Genomic DNA, 20,010 nt, shown 5'->3' with positions numbered 1-20,010 from the left:
CGGATGACCGGCTCCTTTATTGGTTAGCTATCAGCTGAAACGGCCTGCCGCATGGGCGAGCATTGTGTAGACCTTGCCCGTGTCCGAGGTCAGGTAGGACTGGGTGATCGACTTGTCGCGGTCGGTGCGGGCAACGTCCGAAAGCAGTTTCTCGAAATCGGCGATGTAGCGATCCACGGCAACCCGGAATTCCGGCTCGCGGTCATACTTGCGCTTGATCTCGTCAAAGGTCTGCTGGCCTTTCAGTGTGTAGAGGCGACGGGTGAAGATGTCGCGCTCGCCGCGCTGGTAGCGGCGCCATAGGTCGACCGAGGCGTCGTGGTCGATGGCGCGGGCGATATCGACAGAGAGCGAGTTCAGCGATTCGACCATGTGACGCGGATTGCGGGTGTCACCCTGGCGGGCCGTCTGGCCTTCGGCCACCGGGCGCTGCGGTGCAGGGGCCGGGGCCGGGCGGGTCGGAGCCGTTTCCTGCGGCTCCTCACGCGAGGCGCCTCGCAGCAGATCGCTGATCCAGCCACCGCCTTCGGCGCGCGTCGTGGCCGTGCTCTGCTGGCCGTAGGCTTCGGTTGCGCCGAGGCTGCCGCGAAGCCCGAGGGTTTCGGTCTGGCGCGCCGGCGGCTGTGGCTGCGGTGCGGCGGGTGCGGCGGCCGGCTGGCGGCGTACCGGTTCAGGCTGGGCTTCGGCCAGGCGACGTGCAACCGGCTCGGAGATTTCCAGCGTCTGGCTGGTTCGGCCGACGAGCTGTGAGATGTCCTGCAGGGCTTTGATCTGCTCGGAGACGGCGCGGCGCATCTGGGCGGCGCTTTCCTTGGCTTCCTCGGGCAGGTCGAAGGCACCACGCTTCAGCTCGTTGCGGGTCAGGTCGAGTTCCTTGCGGATATCGACTGCCGAGCGGCGGATCTCGTCGGTGGCGCCGGTGAAGCGGGCAACAGCCTCGCTGACGGCTTCCTGCATGGCCTGACGCAGGGCAGCGGCTGCCCCTTCCGACTTGCGGCCGGCTTCGCCAAGCAGGTGGTCGATGTCGCTGAGCGAGACTGCCAGTCCGCCGCGCAGGCGGTTTGCCAGTTCGCCTGAACGCTTCTCGGCCTCGGTCAGCGTCTTGTCGATGGAAACCTGTGCTTCCTGTTCGGCTGACAGGAGGGCATTGCGCATGTTGGCGGCGGTGATCTGCGCCCTTTTCTCGGTCTCGCCGAGCATCTGTCCCACGTCGGAGAACGAGGCCTGGACGCTGTCACGCATGGAGGCAGCCGTCGACTGGGCGCGCTTTTCGGTCTCGCCGAGGATCTGGCCGATATCGGAGAAGGAGGCCTGCACGCTCTGGCGCAGGTTGCCGGCCATCTGGCCGGAGCGCTGCTCGGCGCGATCGAAGGCGGTCTCGACCATCTTGCCGAGGGTCTGCATCGTCGTTTCGATCTCTTCCGAGCGCTTGACGAGGCCGATGGAGAGATCGCGGAGAGCCTGCTGGCGTTCCTCAAGCGTGCCCACGAGGTTGGACTGGGCGGCCGACAGAAGCTCGGAGGCCTTGCCCAGCACCTGGGTGTGGTCGCCGAAGCGGCTGACGATCGACGATACCTGCTGTAGCGTCTCGCCGGAGACGGCGGTGAGGCGGCCGAGCTTGTCGTCGAGCAGGCGGTTCGAGGTCGACAGCATGTCGGTTGCCTGGTTCGCCGTTTCGCTGAAACGGTTTGCCGTTGCGCCGAGGCGGCTGTCGAGCGAGCCGATGCTCTGCACCGCCTGATCGATCATCGTGGACAGGCCGACATTGCTATCGCCGAGGCGCTCGATGAGCTGCGAGGCACTGGCAACCAGGTTCTGCTCGGCGGTGCCGAGGGTTGCAACAGCGCGGTCGGTGCGCTGGCTGATCGCGTCGACGAGGGCTGCGTTTTCGGCGCGCAGGCGCTCTGCGCTCTGTTCTGCTGCGGCGGCAATCTGCTCGGCGGCTGCACGGCCGGTCTCGGCATAGGAGGCGACCACGGGGGCTGCCTTCTCGTCGATGAGGCGCGACAGTTCGGCCGAGCGCGTCGAAAGCATGGAGTTCAGCTCGCGGGTCCGGTCGTCGAGCACCGAGCGGATCGAATTGCCGCGGGCTTCCAGTGCCTTTTCCACCGCATTCATGGTGGTGGCGAATTCCTGCGTGTTGCCGGAGATCGCGTCGCGGATGGAGTTGCCGCGAGCCTCAAGTGCCTGCTCTGCCGCATTCATGGCAGCAGCGAGTTCCTGAGTGTTGCCGGAGATCGCGTCTCGGATTGCGGCGGCGCGCTGTTCCAGCGTGGTGCTCACTTCGCCGAGAGTGCCAGAAAGGTTGGCAACCTGGGCGCTGACCAGGGCTTCTGCCTGGTTCACCTTGTTGCTGATGACATCGCCGGCCTGCGAGAAGGTTTCGGCGATCGTCGCGGCCTGTCCGGCGAGGCGGTTCTGGGTGTCGGTGATGCGCCGCGCGAGGTCCTCCGAGCGCTCCTCGACCGTGCGATTGAGTTCGGCGCTGCGTTCGCCGATCTGCTCGGCAAACTGCGAGGTGGTGGCCGCCAGGCGGTCGACCGAGCGCTGAGCCTCGGCATCGAGGTCGCGGGCAGCGTCGGTGACGGCGCTGCGCAGTGCGGTTGCGAGACCGGCTGCCTTGCCTTCGATGGTGCGATTGACGTTTTCGAGGCCGATATTGAGGGCACGGTCCATGGTCGCCAGACGCTCTTCGATGACCGGCGTGCGGGTGTCGAAGGTTTCGGCGACGCGGGTGGTGCCTTCATCGAGGACCTGGGCGACGCGCATGCTGGCTTCTGCGCCGACACGTTCGATCGTCGCGACCTTGTCGTCGAGGCGTGAAGCGAACTTTTCGCCGGCATCGTTGACGCGGGCGTCGACACCATCGAGGCCATTGCGCAGACGGTCTTCCAGCGTCCCGAGGCTCTGCTCGATGCGGGTGCTGGTTTCGTCAAGGCGGCTGGTCATGCCGGATACGGATTGTTCGACCGTGCCCGAGAAGCCCTGCGCCGAGCGGGTGATATCATCTGCGGCGTCGCGGATCTGCTCGGTCAATGCGCCAGCGGTGCCACGCAGGCGCTCGTCCAGCGCACGGCTCGATTCGTCGATCGCCTTGCGCAGGCTTTCCTCGTGATCCTCAAGGCTCATTTCGAGCATGCCGGCGCTTGCTGCAACGGAGGCGCCGATCGAAGTCGCATGTTCGCCGAGGCTCAAATCCAGCGCATCGCGCGCGTCGCCGATCGCCGCCGTGATCGCCTGTGTCCGGTCGTCGAGCGTGGCGCGGATCCGGTCATGCGTGTTGACGAGACGGTCGTCGATCGCGTTGACGCCCTGGTCGATCGTCTGCGCGATCCGGTCGGTGTTCTCGCCGAGCGTGGTTGCCAGCGCGCCGGTCGCGGCATCGAGGCTGGAGCGCAGATAGGCGCCGGTCTCGGCAATGCGGCCGTCGATGTCGTTGACGCCGGACTTCAGCGTTTCGGCGATCTGGCTCGCATTGTCGGCAACGGTATTCGAAATCGTGCTCGAGGCGGTCGTGAGCAGGGTATCCAGCTGCTGCTGGCTCGCACCCAGTCTGGTTTCGAGCTCGGAGATGCCGTTGGTGACGGTTTCCGCGATCTGGCCCGAGGCTTGGCCAAGGCTACGCTCGATGTCGCCGGTGGCGTCTTCCAGCGTAGAGGTGAGGTAGGAGGTATGGCTGGCAAGCGAAAGTTCCAACCGCTCCTGGTTTTCGCCATAGGCATTGCGGATAGTCTCTGCCTTTTCGCTGAAGGCTGCGTCGATGCGACGGTCGGCATCGGCGACCGTCTCGATGATCGCGGAGGCGCGCTGGGTCAGTGTCTCGTCGATCCGGCGCTGGCTGTCGTTGAGGGTCTCGGAGAGATCCTGGGTGCGGGCGGTCAGCGTCAGGTCGAGTTCGAGGCTCTTGGTGTTGAGAGCATCGATCAACTGCTCGCTCTGACCTTCGACCAGGCTCGCGATGCCGCGCGCCTTGGTGTCGAGGGTTTCGGCGAAACGGTCCTGGTTGGTTTCAAGCGCGTTGACGATGTGCTCGGCTCGGGTCGAGAGCGTCTGCTCGAAGCGCGACTGGTTGTCGGTCAGCGCGTTGTAGAGCGAGCCACTGCGCTCTTCCATCACCTGGTCGATCCGCTTCTGGGCGTTTTCCAGGCTTTCGGTGAGTGCCGCCGCGCGTGCCGACATCGCTTCCGCAATTTCCTGGGCGCGGTCGGACATGGAGCTATCAAGCATTTCCTGGCTGGTGCTCAGGGTCATTGCAAGCGCAAGCGACTGATCGGTCAGCGTTCCGCCGAGACGCTCGATGCTTGAACTCAGAATGCCAGTGATGGAATCCGTTCCGCCGTTCACCGTTTCGTTGATGCGGGCGAGGCTTTCCATCAGCTTGGAATCGAGCGAGCCCGAGCGCTGGTCGAAGGCGCTGGCGAACTCGGCGACCCGCTGGTCGAATGTTGCGTTGATCTGGCCGATTGTGGTCTGGAAGCGATCCTCGAACAGGCCCGAACGCAGGTCGAGATCGACGATGGCATCGTCGGCGCTGGCCTGAAGGCTCTGGCGGAAGCTGCGGCCACGCTCGTCGAGCGAGCTGTTGAGGCGTCCCAGCACGTCGTCGAGCGATGAGGTGATCGCGCTTTCGCTGCCCTTCAGTGTCTCGGCGATGTCACGGGTACGCTCGACAAGCGTTTCGTTCAGCTGGCGGGCACGCTCGTTGAGGGCCGCGTTCAGCTTCTCCGTGTTGGCGTCAAGCGTTGAAGCTCGGGTCGCGAATTCACCGAGAAGTTCGCGACCGCGTTCGCTGAGCGTTGACGTCAGCGACTTGAGCTGGGTGTCGAACTCGCTGGACAGAGACATGCCGGACGCGGCCAGTGTCTGGACCATGTTTTCTGTCTTGTGCGCGAGCAGGGAGCCGAGTGCGGTTACGGCCGCATCGGACTTTTCCATGATCGTTGCCGCGCGCATGTCGATCATCGAGGCGAACGCCTCGCCCGACGTCTGCAGGCGGACGGAAATCTCTTCGGTCGCCAGCGACAGCTCTTCCTTGAGCTGCTCATGGGCGCCGACGATAGAGGAACGGATGCGCTCGGCGTGGTTGACGATCGCGTCGCGCTCGGCGCCAAGTTCGTGGACCAGGCCGCGGACGCGCAGTTCGTTATCGGTGTAGCTGCGTTCGAGCGCCGTTACCTCGGAATGAACGAGCGTTTCAAGCTCCGTTGCGCGCGCAATGGTGCGTTCGATGCCTTCGTTCATCGCCGAGACTTCGCGGCGCACCGCCTGGCCGACGGTCATGATGCGTTCGGAGGCGATCGTTTCGGGTTCGGCCAGACGAAGTGCCACTTCCGCCATCGAGCGGGCGGCGTTGCGCAGGTCATGGGCGCGGGCCATCATGATGGCGAAGGCGAAGAACAGCATGATCGGCAGGAAGGTGCCGACGACGATGGCGACCACGCCCGGCATGGCGACAACGTCGGCAATCGATCCAGCCTGCCAGATCGCGCCACCGTAGAGCAGTTGGGTCAGGCCGAGGGCGCCGAGGACCCAGAGTGCCGAAACGACAGCAGCATTGCGCAGTGCAGAGGTCAGCGACGCGCCGTCCAGAGACTTCAGTATGGCGGAGGGTGTACGCCGAGAGCCGTCATTGGCTGGAGCGAAGGCTGGCGCCTTGGGGGCAGGTTCGGGATTGAGTTCACCGGCGCGGGCGGAGCGCCGCTCGATCGTCTTCTTCGCGGCGGAACGCGGGATACTATCGGACACATTTGCCTCCGGGGCGCGTGCTTGAGACCGTGCCTTGGGTGGCGCGGCGGCTTCCTCACCGTCGAAATCGATGCTCAGGGCCGCCTCGAGTGCCTGGAACGCGTTCTCGTCAATCGAGTCGGTCTTCTTGTTCGCCATAGGGTTACGCCTCGTTACCGCTTACTCTCGGGAGGACGGACTGAAGCGGCGATGCCGCTCATCGCCATGCCGTATCCGGACCTCACCGTTTACCTGAAACCCCGCCTGCCGCCACGCCAGACGAAATCCCTTCTTTTCACAGTGCGGCCGCTGACAGCCGGCGTTCCCGCCGGAAGTTCTAGCACCGACTGGCTTGCAGGCAAAGTTCACGCACCTTTGCCCAATCAACCGTATCGTACTGACACATTTGGTCATCCGTTACAATTAATGCGCTTTCGCGGTGCCTGGTCCCGCAGCTCTTGTTAACAGTATTTCAATCAAGGTTGCGGCTGAAAAGCCAGTCTGCGTCGGGGTTTGATTTGCATTAACCATACCTCAAGCTTTTTGCCGCCATCCCCGGCATTTTTAACGGCATGCCCATGTGGTGGCCGCAAACTGGCGGCAGCAAATAACAAGAAATCAGGATCAAGGGCATGGCAGCAGCAGTCAATATCGCATTCGAGGCTCCGGACAACCTGCATGGCCTCACCCCTGCGCAACAGCGTCCGATCGACCTCGTGCATCTGGCGACGCAGACGAAGGGCGACAAGGCCGTCGAGAGCGAGATCCTGCAGATCTTCGCACGTCAGGCCCGCGGTTGCCTGGTGGCGCTCTCCAGTGGTCGCAGCAAGGTCGAGGTCAAGGCGGCCGCCAATCGCCTTCGCAATGCCGCGATGGCCGTTGGCGCCCTGCGGGTCGCGACGGCTGCAGATCTGATCGAAACCAGGGGTGCCGATGCGGATGCGCTTGCGTCCGTCGCGGCTGCCGTGCTCGAAGCCGAGCACTTCATCCTGAAGTTGGCCCGCTGAGCCGCACACCATCGCGACGCGAAGCGATCCCTTGATCGCTTCGCCGTGAGTTGACTGACTTTCCGATTTGGGAGATGACTTCGCCGGTTTTCACAAGGCGAAGTCTGGACAGGAACTCATGGCAAACATCAGCATCATCGCATTTGACGGCACACGTTTTGACATCGCGGCAGCCGACGGCTCCACGGTCATGGAAAACGCCGTCCGCAACTCGGTCCCCGGGATCGATGCCGAATGTGGCGGTGCCTGCGCCTGTGCCACCTGTCATGTCTATGTCGACGATTCCTGGTCAGAAAAGGTCGGCCAGCCGTCGGCCATGGAAGAGGACATGCTGGACTTCGCCGTCGACGTCCGTCCGACCTCGCGACTTTCCTGTCAGATCAAGGTGACGGCGGCCCTGGAGGGGTTGGTCGTTCACGTGCCCGAGCGCCAGGGCTGAGCACTTCTGTCAGCGCTACCCGCCCAAAAAAGCCCCGCTTTCGTTTTCACGAAAGCGGGGCAAGGGGGCGCATCGCCAACCAGGCGAGGGAGGAAGCACCTGTGGCACCAGGACGCGCCGGGAGAACGGGGAAATCGGTTACGCTCATGCAACGTATTCGATGACACTTATATTTCAGATTTGTATCAAGGGCCACGCCGAGAAATAGCCGGTTATTCACAGGCCATGTCGCAAGCTTCGTGCAAGCCGAAGCCTTGCAGCAACACTTCCCCTCGGAAGTCAGGGGTGATTTCTACGGATTTTCCTGGCTTTCGCGACGGTAGCGCAGGATCCGCAGCATGCGATCCTGGAAATTCTTCGCTTCAACACGATCGAATCGCATCTGTGCCGCGTCATGGGATGCAGTCACGTCGTCGGTGACGACAGCGACCCGATCCTGCAGGATCTCGCAATTGCGTTCCGGTCGCAGCTTCATCAGCCTCTGTTCGAGCAGCTTTGCATGCTGGCGCGCGATTTCGGCATGACGCTCCTCGTGCCGCTTGATGTCGGCCGACAGTGCGTCCCACAACAGCGCCATCTCGGTGGATGCGCGTTTGCGGTTCTTCCAGCGCGGCAGGATGAGCTTTGTTTCGACAGTGACGCGCACATCATCGATTGCGCAACGGGTTCCGCGTCGTGTGTAGGTGAGGTCGCCGCCGAAGCGTATCTGGGTGGCGCCGGGGTGGCGACTTCCGCTCGCCTGGGTGAAGGGCCCTTTGCGCGACAGTTCCGCATCGAGTTCGGCTGCCGTGCGGCCGCCGATCTGAAAGTAGGTAATGGACTTCTGGACGACGACGTCCGCGCTGGCCGAAAGCGGCAGGGATATGCCGGTCAGGACCGCCATGATCACGGCAGCCCGAAGACGGCGGGAGTGCTTCATTCTTTTTTCCGCAATGTTGTATTCGCCGCGCCCTTGGGGCATAGCCAACCCGGTCTGCACTATCGCAGCTTCATGCTTTTCCGTCGAGGGGTTCGAAGGTCGGGTGGCCATAGTTGAGCATACAATTTGGCGCGTAGGGCACGGTCGCACACTCGACCTCGTCGAGCGCGGCGCACTCATGGCCATCGTCAATGTGACGCCGGATTCCTTTTCCGACGGCGGTTTGCACAATACCGTCGATGCGGCCGTCCGGCATGCGCTGGCGTGTGTCAACCAAGGTGCCGAGATCCTCGACATCGGAGGTGAATCGACGCGCCCGGGTGCGACGGATGTCAGCGTCGAAGAGGAAATCAGCCGCGTTGTCCCGGTGATCGCAGCGCTCCGTGAGCAGACTGACGCGCTCATTTCCATCGATACCTATCGAGCGGCCACCGCAAAAGCGGCCGTCGAGGCCGGCGCGCATATCATCAACGACGTGCATGGCCTGCAGCGGGAAGCCGAGATTGCGAAGGTCGCGGCAGAACATGGCTCCGGGCTTTGCATCATGCATACCGGCCGCGGCCGCGAGAAACTGGCCGATGCGATTGCCGATCAGCGGCACTTTCTCGAGCACTCGCTTGCGATTGCCGCGCAGGCCGGTGTTGCGTTGGAAACAATCGTGCTCGATCCGGGTTTTGGTTTCGCCAAGGAAAGCCCGGAGGAGAACATGGAGCTCATCGCCCGCTTCGAGGAACTGCACGACTTCGGTCTGCCGCTGTTGGCGGGGACGTCGCGCAAACGCTTTCTCGGTGCGCTGACCGGCCGGGATGCCGCCGACCGGGATGTGGCAACTGCGGCGACGACTGTTGCGCTGCGCTTGAAGGGCGCCTCCGTTTTCCGGGTGCACAATGTCGCGATCAACCGGGATGCCCTGATCATGGCCGATGCTATGCTCGCAACCGAGCGGCGGATTGCTGCGAGGAAGGATAAGACTGCATGAGCGGTGTTTTCACCATCACCCTGAAGAATTGCGCTTTCTTCGCCCATCACGGCGTTTTCCCGGAGGAGGGGGTGCTTGGACAGCGTTTCTTCGTCGATGCGGAGTTCGACGTGGACGCTATTGCTGCCGCAGAGACCGATACGCTCGACGGGACCGTGCATTATGGCATTGCCTTTGAGGTGATCCGCGACATCGTCACCGGCAGCCGCCGGCAGTTGATCGAGGCGCTGGCGCTGGCCATTGCGCGCGGACTGCTCGACCGTTTCCCCGAAATGCTGCGCTGCCGGATTACGGTGCGCAAGCCGAGCGCGCCGATCGCCGGCATCCTCGACCATGTGCAGGTGAGCGTTGAACAAGTCAGAAGTTAAGCGCTGGCAGGCCGCCACACTGGGTCTCGGTGGCAATGTCGGCGATCCCGTCACGGCGATGGCCGAAGCGCTGCGCCGGCTCGACCAGCGGTCCGATTGCCGCGTGACCTCCGTGTCGAGGCTCTATCGCACGCCTCCCTGGGGCAAGACGGATCAGGCCGATTTCTACAATGCCTGTGCAGCGGTCGAGACGCTTCTCGAGCCGCAGGAACTGCTCGCCGCCTGTCTTGAGATCGAGCGGACAATGAAACGCGTGCGCGTCGAGCGCTGGGGGCCGCGGACCATCGATATCGACATTCTGACCTTTGCTGGGCGCATGATCGATGCCGAGCATCTGAAGATCCCGCATCCGCGCATGACCGAGCGCGCTTTCGTGCTGATGCCGCTCGCCGATATCGATCCGCAGCTTCCGGTCAAGGATCGGGTGGTCGCTGACTGGCTCGCGGATGTCGATCGGACGGGTATTGCCGTTGCAAACGAAAACCGCGCCTGGTGGCGCGGTTGAACCTCTAGCCGAAGGTTAACTGGCAGATCAGTCGTTCTCGGCCATGGCGGTTGCCTGACGGTTCAGCTTGAGGCCGATGACAGGGATCATCCGGTCTTCTACCTTCACTGAAATGGTGATGTTCATTGCATCGCCCTCTTCCAGGCGCGCGACCATGGCACCGTTCAGCTTGGCGCGATTGATGCCCATGACAGCGCGGTTGCCGGTGACCTGGCCCGATACGATGTCGAGGCCCTTGCCGTCTGCGCCGTCCAGGAACTGGCCCTTGTAGCTGCCGCCGGCCTGAGAAATGACGGCCGACATCGGCTGGCTGAACATGCCGACGCGGCAGGTGCCGTCCAGCTTCAGCCCGGTTTCCTTGCCCTCGGCCGGCAGGCCGATGAGATTGCAGGTGAACTTGGTGCCCTTGTATTTGCCGGCAACGATCTCGCCCGGGCCCTTCCAGGATCCGGCGACGGATTCGAAGAAGCGCTTGTCGCGCGAAGCAGCATCAGCGACCGTGACCGGCACGAGTGCGGCAACGGCAAGGATCGCGGCGCAACGGCCGAATGTCGAGGAGCGAGAGAACATCGATTTGCCTTGGTACGAGAAACCAGAAACCCCGCGAAGACCCTAGCGGAAAAATGGTTAATGCATCCTTGCCAATACCCTCAAATCGGGTGCTCGACAATCGGCAAAACACACTGGTTTCCCGGGTGTGGCCCGTCTGCCTCACCCGGCCCTGGTTTCATCCTTGCCCGTCATCGACGGCGTCAGGTCACCGATGAAGTCGCCGATGCCGGGGCGCTTGGCTGCGCGAAACGGCAAGGGCCGGCAGAGATCCATGGCGGCGATGCCGATCCTGGCCGTCATCAGGCCGTTGATAACCCCTTCACCGAGGCGGGTCGACAGCCGCGCCGCGAGGCCATGACCGAGAACCTGCTGTGCAAGGCCATCGCCGATAGCGATGGAGCCGGTGACCGCGAGGTGGGCAAAGACGTCGCGGAGCAGCCGCAGCATGCCGAGCGAGCCGGGGCGTCCGCCATAGAGATCCGCCATGCTGCGGACGAGGCGAACCACTTCGAAGAGAACATAGGCGAGGTCGACCACCGCGCGAGGGCTGACGGCCGTGACGACCGAAACCCGCTTGGCCGAATTCAGGATGAGAGCCCGCGCCTTGATATCGAGGGGTGACAGCAGTTCCCGTTCGGCAAGTTCGATCAGCTGCGGTGCATCGATGATGTCGTCCTCGACGGCGGCGAGCGTCTTCTGACCGCGTGCGGTCTCGGCGCGATGTGCGACGAGTGCGGTCAATTTCTTCACCACCGTGGCTGCCTGCTTGCGCTTGCCGCTCTCGGCTGCTGCTTCCGCCTCAACCTTGAGGTCTTGCACAGTATCGAGGCGCCAGAGCCCAACCAACTCGCGTCCGACGGCGACAATCAAGGCCAGAAGCCCGATGGCCAGTGCGCCTATCGCGAGGTAGCCGAGCCAGTCTGCCCGGGCGAAGAGATCCGAGATCAGGCGGTCAACCCAAAGGCCGAAGGCGAGCGACAGGAGGAGCCCGAAGGCTCCGGTCGCAAGCTTGGCGAAGGAGAAACGTTTGCGGCGCGATGCAGCGACGGGCACTTCGGTCAGGGTCTCGGTTGCGGCGATGAAGGGGTCCTGGTCGTCAGGCACGATGACAACGTCGCCGGCAAAGCTGCGCGGCGTACGATTTTCGGCCGTGCGGGTGCGTGGTGCCTCGGGCTCGACGGTGAAGGACGCCGGCCGCCTCTGGGGGGCAGAGTGGGATGACGAAGACGGGCCGGTCGGAGGTACGGTCGGTTTCTTCATGCGAGACGGTCTCCGAGCAGGAATTGCAGCGCCCGGTCGAGGCGGATATGCGGCACGGACAAGGTGATACCCTGCTTCTCATCGAGTTCGGGCGGCCTGAAACGCACGATGCTGAGATCGGGCAGGGCGGCGGAGGCGTCGTTTTCATCGACCGAGCGGAAGTAGGCTTCCGGATCACGCGGCAGATCGCCGGGAAACACTGCCGTCTTGCGTTTGCCGTCGAAGAGTTCGTCGCCGATGCGCTCGCCGGCCATGGGGGTGCCCACGATAACAGGGAGGTCGTGGCCGTCCTGCTTCACATTCGCTTCACGGGTCGCTCGCACGGAGGCCAGCGCCATGACCTCGATGCCGGCGCCGCTCATGCCGATCGTCTTGATGGCGCGGTTGACAAGGCGTCTCGTCAGAACCTCGAGACGGTCATGGCTTTCATGGTGCAGATGGTCCGCCTTGGTGGCGGCAACCAGCACCCGGTCGATCCGGCGGCGTACGAGGGCTGTCAACATATTGTTCGATCCTGCGCGGAAGCAGGCGAGCACGTCGCCGAGCGCACGTTCGAGATCCTGGACCGCTTCCGGGCCGCGGTTGATTGCCTGGAGGGCATCGACCAGCACGATCTGGCGGTCGAGGCGGGCAAAGTGTTCGCGGAAAAAGGGTTTAACCACGACGGACTTGTAGGCTTCAAAGCGGCGTTCCATCATCGCCCGCAGCGAACCCTTCGGCGCTCGGCCTTCCGGCAAAACGGGGAGCGGGGCAAAGGTCAGGGCCGGCGAGCCGTCGAGGTCGCCCGGCATCAGGAAGCGCCCCGGCGGAAGCGTCGAAAGGGAGCGCTCATCCGATTTGCAGAGCCGCAGATAGGTGGTGAAGGCTTCGGCCAGCCGTTTTGCCACCATTTCGTCGGCCGGCCCATCGGGATCCACCGCAGCTGCGAGCGCCAGCCATTCCTGCGCCAGTTCCGCGCGAACGCCGGAGGCGGCGAGGTTGACCGTGTTTTCGGAAAATGTCCTGTAGTCCTGCCCCAGCAAGGGCAGGTCGAGAAGCCATTCACCGGGATAGTCGACGATGTCGATCGACAGCTTTCCCGAAGACAGCATCCGGTTCCAGGTGCTGGCGCTCTTGTATTCGATCGTCAGGCGCAATTCCGAGATCGCACGGGTCGAGTCCGGCCACACCCGCTCCTCCACCAGTGCGCGGATGTGATCCTCGTATTGGAAGCGCGGCACAGCGTCATCGGGTTGCTCCTGAAGTGCAGCACCGATCATGCGCCCGGAACGGAGCGGCTCGAACAACGGCAAGCGACCGCCATGCAGGAGATTGTGAACCAGCGACGAGATGAAGACCGTCTTGCCCGCCCGCGACAGTCCGGTCACGCCGAGCCGGATGGTCGGATTGACCAGGTGGGCAGCGCGGTCGGCGAGATTGTCGAATGCGATCGCGGCTTCGTCGGTCAGGCTGGTGAGGGAAGGGGGCAAGGCATCGTCCTGCAGAGACTGTGGCGGGTATGGCTTGTCGGCGGCACGCGGCCGTCAACGCCATTTCACTACATATAGGCGGGGCGTGCAGCGCAAAAAAGAGGCGACCTATGCGTCTCGGCTGATCTGGTCAGCCGACGAGAAAGTCCCGAAGCGCATAGGCTTCCTCGCTGATGGCGTCGATCACCGCGAGGCCAGAGGTCGGATAGCCCTCTGGCACGGTGCGGGCCATGACGTCGTTTCCGCACAGACGTGCAAAGACTTCCTCAATGGCCGGGTTGTGGCCGACGAGCATCAGGGCCTCGACGCCACGGATCGAGCTGACGATTTCGAGATAGGCCTCGGCGGGTGCATTGTAGAGCGCGTCGACATGGCGAAACTCGACGAGGCCGGAGAAGACGCGGTTGATCGCCTCTGCCGTCTGTCGGCAACGCTTGGCGGTCGAACATATCACCAGATCTGGGCGATAGCCCCTGTCGGCTGCTGTTTCTGCCAGGATCTCCGCTTCGGCGAAGCCGGCATCCGAAAGGCTGCGGTCGAAATCGCGACCGCCGGGCTCGGCCCAGCCGGATTTCGCGTGACGCAGCAGATAGATGCGCTGGGGAAGCTGAATGGAGGGCGTCATCCTTGAGGTATCCACATGCGATGGAGCTTGAGAATTGACCTACCGGTTCTTGTGCCTTGCCGTCAACCATGCCGCATTGAACCCAGTATCAGCCTATCGCGGTGGAAGGGTATGTATCGGCCGTCTGGATGCAAGCAATTTATGCTTAAAAAATAGAAGTTTAGATGAAAAATGTAACAGATTTAAAAATGGCTTTGAAACAGTCAGAAGGCTTGAACCGGTTGCCTTGAAAGGATATACACCCGCCCATTGAGATGTTCTTCAGGAGAATCGCGTTGAGTGAGAAGATCAATCTTAGCAATTATGTGCTCTCGGAGGACGAAGAGTTCATGAACGCCAATCAGCGGGCCTATTTCAGGGCAAAGCTGATCGCCTGGAAAAACGACATCCTGCGCGAAGCGCGTGAGACGCTCGACCATCTGGCTGAAGAGAGCGCCAATCATCCTGATCTTGCAGACCGGGCTTCCTCGGAAACCGACAGAGCCATCGAACTGCGAGCCCGTGATCGGCAGCGCAAGCTGATTTCCAAGATCGACGCGGCACTGCAGCGGATCGATGACGGGACTTACGGCTACTGCGAAGAGACCGGTGAGCCGATCGGTCTGAAGCGTCTGGATGCCCGCCCGATTGCGACGCTGTCGATCGAGGCACAGGAACGGCACGAGCGCCGCGAAAAAGTCTATCGCGACGAGTGAGGTCGTAGCCTCAGGTAAATCTTCCGAACGAGTTCAGACCCGCCATTGGCGGGTCTTTTCGATTTTGCTGCATGCTTTGATGCCAGAGCCGTAACCCGTCACGGATTTCGGCTGGCCGACATCTCGCCGAAGATCCGGGCAATCTCGTTCTGCAGATTGGGTTCGGGAGCCGGCTGTGGGGCGTTGGGTGTTGCGGCAGTTGCGCGATTTGCTTCCGACAAAATGGCGGCAATCGGCGGGCGCGGGCGGTCGGCGCGGGTTTCTGGCAGGATCTGCGGCGTTTGAGGCGCCGGCTGCGGCGCCGGGTCCGTGGCCAGATGCAGAGCCATTTCTTCTTCGAGGACGCGCTCGAAATCGCTCATGTCGCGCGCTTCGGGTTCGGCCGGTACGCCAGAAGCCTCGCTTTCGACCTGCGGTTCAAAACGTTCCGGTTCCACGAGACGGGAGGTTGCGGGAGCTTGAGCCGGCACAAGAACCCGTTGGCGTGCCGCTTCCAGCAGATCTGCTGCGGCGGGCGCATCGATGACGGTGGGCGCTGCCGCTTGCGGTCCGACCTTGATGTCCTCGACCTTCGGGGCATCAAGCTCGTTCCTCATGATCGGCTCGACCGGCTCAACCCTGAAAGCTTCAATCGGAGGCGTGCCGCTCGTCTTGGCCTCCGAGGGGCTGTCACCCCTGTCGAGCATCGGCTCATTGCGGCGCATGACCTGTTCGACGGCGGCAGAAGCGGTTGCGGTTGGCGCAGGTGCGACCATCATCGGCTCAAGGCTTGCGGTCGGCTGGGTTGCTGACGGCTCGACAGGCGGTTCAGGGCGCGCGATCGGTTCCATTGCGGGCGACTGGACCCGAACGGGAGGCGCCATCTCCGGGCCTCTTGCGGTGGTCACGGCCGCAGCCGCTATGGGTGCCGCTGCGGCGGCCGCAACTGCTGCCACCGGGGCTGCTGTCACCACGTTCTCGACGGCAGGTTCGGGGCCGCGCATAGGTGCCGCTGGCTGACGACGCTGCTCGACCACAGGCGTGGGCGCGGGCGCGGGCTGGGGATCGGCCGGCGGAGAAACGGTTGCGGGCCGGGGCGTTTCCGCGGCCACAGGGCGTCTGGCCGGCGCTTCTGCTGCGCCATTGGCCACAATGGCAGGCGATGCCACCGCGGGGGATGCGATGGCCGGTGCGGCCGGTTCGGTCGCGACGAGCGCCGGTTGAGCAGCGGGTTTGGGTAAATCCTGCTGCTCGGCCAAAGCCTGGGGCTGGATTGGTCTTGCGCTGAGATAGGGACGTTCGTCGCCGATACCGCTTTCGATCACGATGTCGGTCGGGCCACCGATCATCACGAGATGCTCGACATTGTCGCGGCGGACCAGCACGATCCTGCGGCGAGTGTCGACGGCTGCGGCATCAAGCACTTGCAGCCGGGGCTGGCGGTTGCGGCCGCCACGCACAAAAGGCGAGGGAGCCCGGTTGCGCAGAATCCAGAGCACGATGAACAGGCAGAGCAGAGCGAGGCTGACGCCGAGTGCCGCCACGAGAAAACGATTGCCATAGGCCGAGATCAGGTCATCCAGCATGTGCGTGCTCCTTTTGACTGGCTTTCTGGCAGAAGACGGCCCTTTCCGCAATCTTGCGTGCGACCGCGCCCCTGTCGCCGGGGGCGGAAGGTCGGGCACGATCGGCCAGGATTGCGGCATTCCTGTGGGGGAGCGGCTGGGCGGAGCCGTATGGCCCTTTCTTTGCTTTTTGCAGCTACGGCATATTGATAAACAGGTGGGAGCGCCGATTCTCGCTAGGTCGGATCTTCCGTGCGCTTAGGCAAGAGGCATCAATGACACGAAAGCAGTATGATCGAGATGGAGACGGCCCGCTGGTCGATCGCCGTAATGGCGTCGGTATGGCGTTGCGCATCCTGCTGCTCGCCCTTGCCCTGATCGCGGCGTCCGCCGCCTTCATCTTTTTCCGCGACCAGCTCGACAATCAGGTTGTGCTTGGCGTTCTCGGCATCCTTGCGATGATGGGGATCTTCTTCATCGTGTCTGCGGTGATCGGTTTCATCGAGGTCATGCCGCAGTCGAACAGCGACACGCTTGCGCGCCGTTTCCTCGCAAGCCAGCCGGATGGCACGCTGATTACCGACAGCGAAGGCCGCATTGTCTTCGCCAACGTGGCCTACGGCACGATGACCGGCGCGCGCAAGCCAACGGAGGTGCAGACGCTCGAAGCGCTGCTATCGCGTTACCGGGAATCGAGCGAGGCGCTCTACCGCCTGACCAATGGTCTTCGCGAGGGGCGCGACAGCTACGAGGAGTTCCGGCTGCTGAAGCCGCTCGGCAACCAGACGGTCAACGGCTCGGGTGCACACTGGTACCGGCTGAAGGCGCGGTTGTTGTCGGGTGAAGGACGTGGCAAGCCGCTGCATGTCTGGCAGATTTCGGACATCACCGCCGAACGTGACGATCAGGAGCGCTTCTTCAAGGAATTGCAGCACGCGATCGATTATCTCGACCATGCCCCCGCCGGTTTCTTCTCCGCCGGCCGCAAGGGCGAGATCTATTATCTCAACGCGACGCTCGCCGAATGGCTGGGTGTCGATCTCACCCAGTTCAATCCGGGCTCGATGACGATCTCGGATCTCGTGGCCGGGGAAGGCATGGCGCTGATCGATTCGGTGCAGGCCGAACCGGGCCAGGCTCGCACGGAAACCCTCGACCTCGATCTCAGGCGCGTGAACGGCCAGAGCCTGCCTGTGCGCCTCGTGCACCGCGTCCGCGCCGCCCGCGATGGTGCGCCCGGCGAGAGCCGGTCGATCGTGCTTGCGCGGAGCCAGAGCGAGAACGGCGACCAGTCCGATTCGGTCGCTTCGATGCGCTTCACCCGCTTCTTCAACAATACGCCGATGGCGATCGCCTCTGTCGACGGCGAGGGCCGGATCCTGAGGACCAACGCCCCGTTCATGAAACTCTTTGCCGATATCATCTCGCGGGACGAGATCGAACGACACGGGCTGATCGAGGTGGTTCTGCACGAGAGCGAACGTGAAGGCTTCCGGGGCGCGCTCGCCGCCGCCATGGACCGACAGGTGGACATCTCGCCGATCGACAGCCGCCATCCGACAAATGACAGCAGGCATTTCCGCTTCTACGTGAACGCCGTGATCGACCAGAGCGACGAGGCGCCGGAAGAGGCGGCCATCGTTTATGCCGTCGATGTGACCGACCAGAAGGCGCTTGAGGCGCAGATGGCACAGACGCAGAAGATGAATGCGGTGGGAACACTCGCCGGTGGCATCGCGCATGACTTCAACAACGTGCTGACGGCCATTCTTCTGTCCTCCGACCACCTGCTTCTGCAGGCGCGGCCTTCGGATGCAAGCTTCGCCGACCTCATGGAGATCAAGCGCAACGCTAATCGTGCGGCGGTGCTTGTGCGCCAGCTGCTTGCCTTCTCGCGCAAGCAGACAATGCGGCCGAGTGTCTTGAACCTCACCGATGTGATCGGCGACCTCAGAATGCTGGTCGATCGATTGATTTCAGGCACGAACGTCAAGCTCAAGGTCGAATACGGTCGCGATCTGTGGCCGGTGAAAACAGACCTGTCGCAGTTCGAGCAGGTTCTCATCAACCTCTGCGTCAATGCGCGCGATGCGATGCCCGATGGTGGTTCGATCACCGTTTCGACACACAACATAACTGCCGAGCAGGCCGAAGGCTTTGGTTATCGCGGTCTGCCGTCGGAAGATATGGTGCTGGTCGAGGTTGCCGATACCGGCACCGGTATTGCGCCCGAGATCATGGACAAGATCTTCGAGCCCTTCTTCACGACGAAGGAAGTCGGCAAGGGTACGGGCCTCGGGCTTGCAATGGTCTACGGCATCGTCAAGCAGTCCGGGGGCTACATCTATCCCGAGTCCGAGGTCGGCAAGGGGACGACTTTCCGCATCTTCCTGCCGCGCCACGTGCCCGAGGTTCAGCCGGTGGCCGAAGGCCAGGTCCTGGCCTCCGTCAGCGGTGACACGATCACGGTTGCGACGGCCAGTGCCAAGGCTGAGTCGCAGGATGCTCCTGATCTCACAGGCAAGTCGGCCGTCGTTCTTCTCGTCGAGGATGAGGAGGCCGTTCGGCGCGGCGGTAAGCGCATGCTTGAGACGCGCGGCTATACCGTGCATGAGGCCGGCTCCGGCGTCGAGGCGCTTGACATCATGGAAGAGCTCGACGGGGCGGTAGACATCGTCGTCTCCGACGTCGTAATGCCCGAGATGGACGGCCCCACCCTGCTCACCGAGCTGCGCAAGAAATATCCGGATCTGAAGTTCATCTTCGTGTCGGGTTATGCCGAGGACGCCTTTGCCCGCAATCTGCCGGCCGACGCCAAGTTCGGCTTCCTGCCGAAGCCCTTCTCGCTCAAGCAGCTGGCCGTCGCCGTGCGTGAAATGCTGGATGGCGAAGGCTGAGGGCGTTTGTAGAGTTATGGAGTGTGCTTGAAACAAAGAACCCGCCGGATCGCTCCGGCGGGTTCTTTTCTTGTCACGTGATGCTTGGCTGTCAGCCGTTCATGGCGACGGCGATCTTGGCTGCCAGGCGGGCATTGTTCTCGACCAGCGCAATATTGGTCTTCAGCGAGCGACCGCCGGTCAGGTGGAAGATGTTGTCGAGCAGGTATGGTGTCACCGCCTTGCCGGCGATCTCGTCGCGTTCGGCATTGGCAAGCGCCCGGCTGATGTAGATTTCCATCTCCTCGCGCGGGATCTCGTCGCCTTCCGGAACCGGATTGGCGATCAGCATGCCGCCATCGATGCCGAGCTGGTCGCGCATCTTCTGGAAATTGGCGATCGCGGCCGGGCTCTGCAGGTTGAGCAGGCTCTTCAGGCCCGAGCTGCGCGACCAGAAGGCGGGGAAGTCTTCGCTGTCATAGGTGACGACCGGAACGCCGCGCGTTTCCAGAACTTCCAAGGTCTTCGGAATGTCGAGGATCGCCTTCGGGCCGGCCGAAACGACGATCACTGCCGTGCGCGCCAGTTCTTCGAGGTCGGCGGAGATGTCGAAGCTTTCTTCGGCGCCACGGTGCACGCCGCCAATGCCGCCGGTTGCAAAGACATGGATACCGGCGCGGTAGGCGGCGATCATCGTTGCTGCAACGGTCGTCGCACCGTTGCGCCGCTCGGCGATCGCAAAGGCGAGATCGGCGCGCGAGAGCTTCATCACATGCTCCATCTGCGCCAGCGCCTCGAGTTCTGCCGGTTCCAGGCCGATATGCAGCACGCCCTTGATGACGGCGATGGTCGCGGGCACGGCGCCCTGCTGGCGCACGATGTCTTCGACGCTGCGGGCCATCTGCAGATTGCCCGGATAGGGCATGCCATGGGTGATGATCGTCGATTCAAGTGCGACGATCGGTGCACCGCGCTGCTTGGCGGCGCTGACTTCGCTCGAATAGGTGATGGGCAGAAGGGGCGATATGGAACGGGTCATGGGGGATCT

The 20,010-nt window shown here is 63.1% G+C and carries 15 protein-coding genes; 7 read left to right on the top strand and 8 right to left on the bottom strand.

The window, feature by feature from the left end:
• Positions 1 to 30 precede the first annotated feature (30 nt).
• Entirely contained in the window at positions 31 to 5,883 is a 5,853-nt protein-coding gene (locus GH983_RS10035; protein WP_153762326.1) for a hypothetical protein, read from the bottom strand.
• A 473-nt stretch (positions 5,884 to 6,356) separates the two neighbouring features.
• Between GH983_RS10035 and GH983_RS10030 the strand changes: the two genes are divergently transcribed.
• Positions 6,357 to 6,731, top strand: coding sequence for a hypothetical protein (locus GH983_RS10030; protein ID WP_054151011.1), 375 nt, complete (start codon positions 6,357 to 6,359; stop codon positions 6,729 to 6,731).
• Between the two features lie 118 nt (positions 6,732 to 6,849).
• Positions 6,850 to 7,170: a 2Fe-2S iron-sulfur cluster-binding protein gene (locus tag GH983_RS10025; RefSeq protein WP_054151010.1), complete on the top strand. Its 321-nt coding sequence runs from the start codon at positions 6,850 to 6,852 to the stop codon at positions 7,168 to 7,170.
• A gap of 292 nt (positions 7,171 to 7,462) precedes the next feature.
• Here the strand turns inward: GH983_RS10025 and GH983_RS10020 are convergent, their stop codons facing one another.
• The gene (locus GH983_RS10020; protein WP_153762325.1) at positions 7,463 to 8,089 is read right to left on the bottom strand and encodes a DUF922 domain-containing Zn-dependent protease; all 627 of its coding nucleotides are present in this window, start codon (positions 8,087 to 8,089) and stop codon (positions 7,463 to 7,465) included.
• Positions 8,090 to 8,267: 178 nt separating this feature from the next.
• Between GH983_RS10020 and folP the strand changes: the two genes are divergently transcribed.
• The 3 genes from folP to folK are packed head-to-tail and all read left to right on the top strand — an operon-like array spanning position 8,268 to position 9,941.
• On the top strand, positions 8,268 to 9,068 hold the full coding sequence (gene folP / locus GH983_RS10015; protein WP_371418454.1) for a dihydropteroate synthase: 801 nt from the start codon (positions 8,268 to 8,270) through the stop codon (positions 9,066 to 9,068).
• Complete coding sequence (gene folB, locus GH983_RS10010) at positions 9,065 to 9,436, top strand: dihydroneopterin aldolase (RefSeq protein WP_054151007.1); 372 nt, start codon at positions 9,065 to 9,067, stop codon at positions 9,434 to 9,436. Before folP ends, folB begins: the two co-directional genes overlap by 4 nt.
• Positions 9,437 to 9,494: 58 nt before the next feature.
• Complete coding sequence (gene folK / locus GH983_RS10005; protein ID WP_245280902.1) at positions 9,495 to 9,941, top strand: 2-amino-4-hydroxy-6-hydroxymethyldihydropteridine diphosphokinase; 447 nt, start codon at positions 9,495 to 9,497, stop codon at positions 9,939 to 9,941.
• A 27-nt stretch (positions 9,942 to 9,968) separates the two neighbouring features.
• Here the strand turns inward: folK and GH983_RS10000 are convergent, their stop codons facing one another.
• From GH983_RS10000 to GH983_RS09985, 4 genes are all read right to left on the bottom strand, one after another.
• The gene (locus GH983_RS10000; protein WP_054151005.1) at positions 9,969 to 10,511 is read right to left on the bottom strand and encodes a hypothetical protein; all 543 of its coding nucleotides are present in this window, start codon (positions 10,509 to 10,511) and stop codon (positions 9,969 to 9,971) included.
• A gap of 141 nt (positions 10,512 to 10,652) precedes the next feature.
• Positions 10,653 to 11,753 (bottom strand): YcjF family protein, encoded by a 1,101-nt coding sequence (locus tag GH983_RS09995; protein WP_153762323.1) that lies wholly within the window; start codon positions 11,751 to 11,753, stop codon positions 10,653 to 10,655.
• Positions 11,750 to 13,222, bottom strand: a complete 1,473-nt coding sequence (locus GH983_RS09990; RefSeq protein WP_153762322.1) for a YcjX family protein — start codon at positions 13,220 to 13,222, stop codon at positions 11,750 to 11,752. Before GH983_RS09990 ends, GH983_RS09995 begins: the two co-directional genes overlap by 4 nt.
• Before the next feature lie 130 nt (positions 13,223 to 13,352).
• On the bottom strand, positions 13,353 to 13,847 hold the full coding sequence (locus GH983_RS09985) for a histidine phosphatase family protein (RefSeq protein ID WP_076397573.1): 495 nt from the start codon (positions 13,845 to 13,847) through the stop codon (positions 13,353 to 13,355).
• A gap of 275 nt (positions 13,848 to 14,122) precedes the next feature.
• On the opposite strand from GH983_RS09985, the gene dksA reads away from it, so the two are divergent.
• The gene (gene dksA, locus GH983_RS09980; RefSeq protein ID WP_006726101.1) at positions 14,123 to 14,542 is read left to right on the top strand and encodes an RNA polymerase-binding protein DksA; all 420 of its coding nucleotides are present in this window, start codon (positions 14,123 to 14,125) and stop codon (positions 14,540 to 14,542) included.
• Between the two features lie 98 nt (positions 14,543 to 14,640).
• Here the strand turns inward: dksA and GH983_RS09975 are convergent, their stop codons facing one another.
• On the bottom strand, positions 14,641 to 16,107 hold the full coding sequence (locus tag GH983_RS09975; protein ID WP_194842813.1) for a flagellar biosynthetic protein FliO: 1,467 nt from the start codon (positions 16,105 to 16,107) through the stop codon (positions 14,641 to 14,643).
• A gap of 254 nt (positions 16,108 to 16,361) precedes the next feature.
• Between GH983_RS09975 and cckA the strand changes: the two genes are divergently transcribed.
• On the top strand, positions 16,362 to 18,983 hold the full coding sequence (gene cckA / locus GH983_RS09970) for a cell cycle histidine kinase CckA (RefSeq protein ID WP_153762320.1): 2,622 nt from the start codon (positions 16,362 to 16,364) through the stop codon (positions 18,981 to 18,983).
• Between the two features lie 91 nt (positions 18,984 to 19,074).
• Here the strand turns inward: cckA and GH983_RS09965 are convergent, their stop codons facing one another.
• Positions 19,075 to 20,001: a pseudouridine-5'-phosphate glycosidase gene (locus GH983_RS09965; protein ID WP_153762319.1), complete on the bottom strand. Its 927-nt coding sequence runs from the start codon at positions 19,999 to 20,001 to the stop codon at positions 19,075 to 19,077.
• Between the last annotated feature and the right edge of the window lie 9 nt (positions 20,002 to 20,010).

The sequence above is a fragment of the Agrobacterium sp. MA01 genome (genome assembly GCF_009650195.1).
Lineage (GTDB): Bacteria > Pseudomonadota > Alphaproteobacteria > Rhizobiales > Rhizobiaceae > Allorhizobium.
The sequence above is the reverse complement of the archived record's forward strand: the minus strand, read 5'-3'. Positions and strand labels throughout refer to the sequence as shown.

Coding starts and splice junctions, on each gene's coding strand:
- GH983_RS10025 (WP_054151010.1), top strand. CDS start 6,850: ATGGCAAACATCAGCATCATCGCATTTGACGGCACACGTTTTGACATC.
- GH983_RS10035 (WP_153762326.1), bottom strand. CDS start 5,883: ATGGCGAACAAGAAGACCGACTCGATTGACGAGAACGCGTTCCAGGCA.
- folK (WP_245280902.1), top strand. CDS start 9,495: ATGGCCGAAGCGCTGCGCCGGCTCGACCAGCGGTCCGATTGCCGCGTG.
- cckA (WP_153762320.1), top strand. CDS start 16,362: ATGACACGAAAGCAGTATGATCGAGATGGAGACGGCCCGCTGGTCGAT.
- folB (WP_054151007.1), top strand. CDS start 9,065: ATGAGCGGTGTTTTCACCATCACCCTGAAGAATTGCGCTTTCTTCGCC.
- GH983_RS10000 (WP_054151005.1), bottom strand. CDS start 10,511: ATGTTCTCTCGCTCCTCGACATTCGGCCGTTGCGCCGCGATCCTTGCC.
- GH983_RS09975 (WP_194842813.1), bottom strand. CDS start 16,107: ATGCTGGATGACCTGATCTCGGCCTATGGCAATCGTTTTCTCGTGGCG.
- GH983_RS09965 (WP_153762319.1), bottom strand. CDS start 20,001: ATGACCCGTTCCATATCGCCCCTTCTGCCCATCACCTATTCGAGCGAA.
- GH983_RS09995 (WP_153762323.1), bottom strand. CDS start 11,753: ATGAAGAAACCGACCGTACCTCCGACCGGCCCGTCTTCGTCATCCCAC.
- GH983_RS10030 (WP_054151011.1), top strand. CDS start 6,357: ATGGCAGCAGCAGTCAATATCGCATTCGAGGCTCCGGACAACCTGCAT.
- GH983_RS09985 (WP_076397573.1), bottom strand. CDS start 13,847: ATGACGCCCTCCATTCAGCTTCCCCAGCGCATCTATCTGCTGCGTCAC.
- folP (WP_371418454.1), top strand. CDS start 8,268: ATGGCCATCGTCAATGTGACGCCGGATTCCTTTTCCGACGGCGGTTTG.
- GH983_RS10020 (WP_153762325.1), bottom strand. CDS start 8,089: ATGAAGCACTCCCGCCGTCTTCGGGCTGCCGTGATCATGGCGGTCCTG.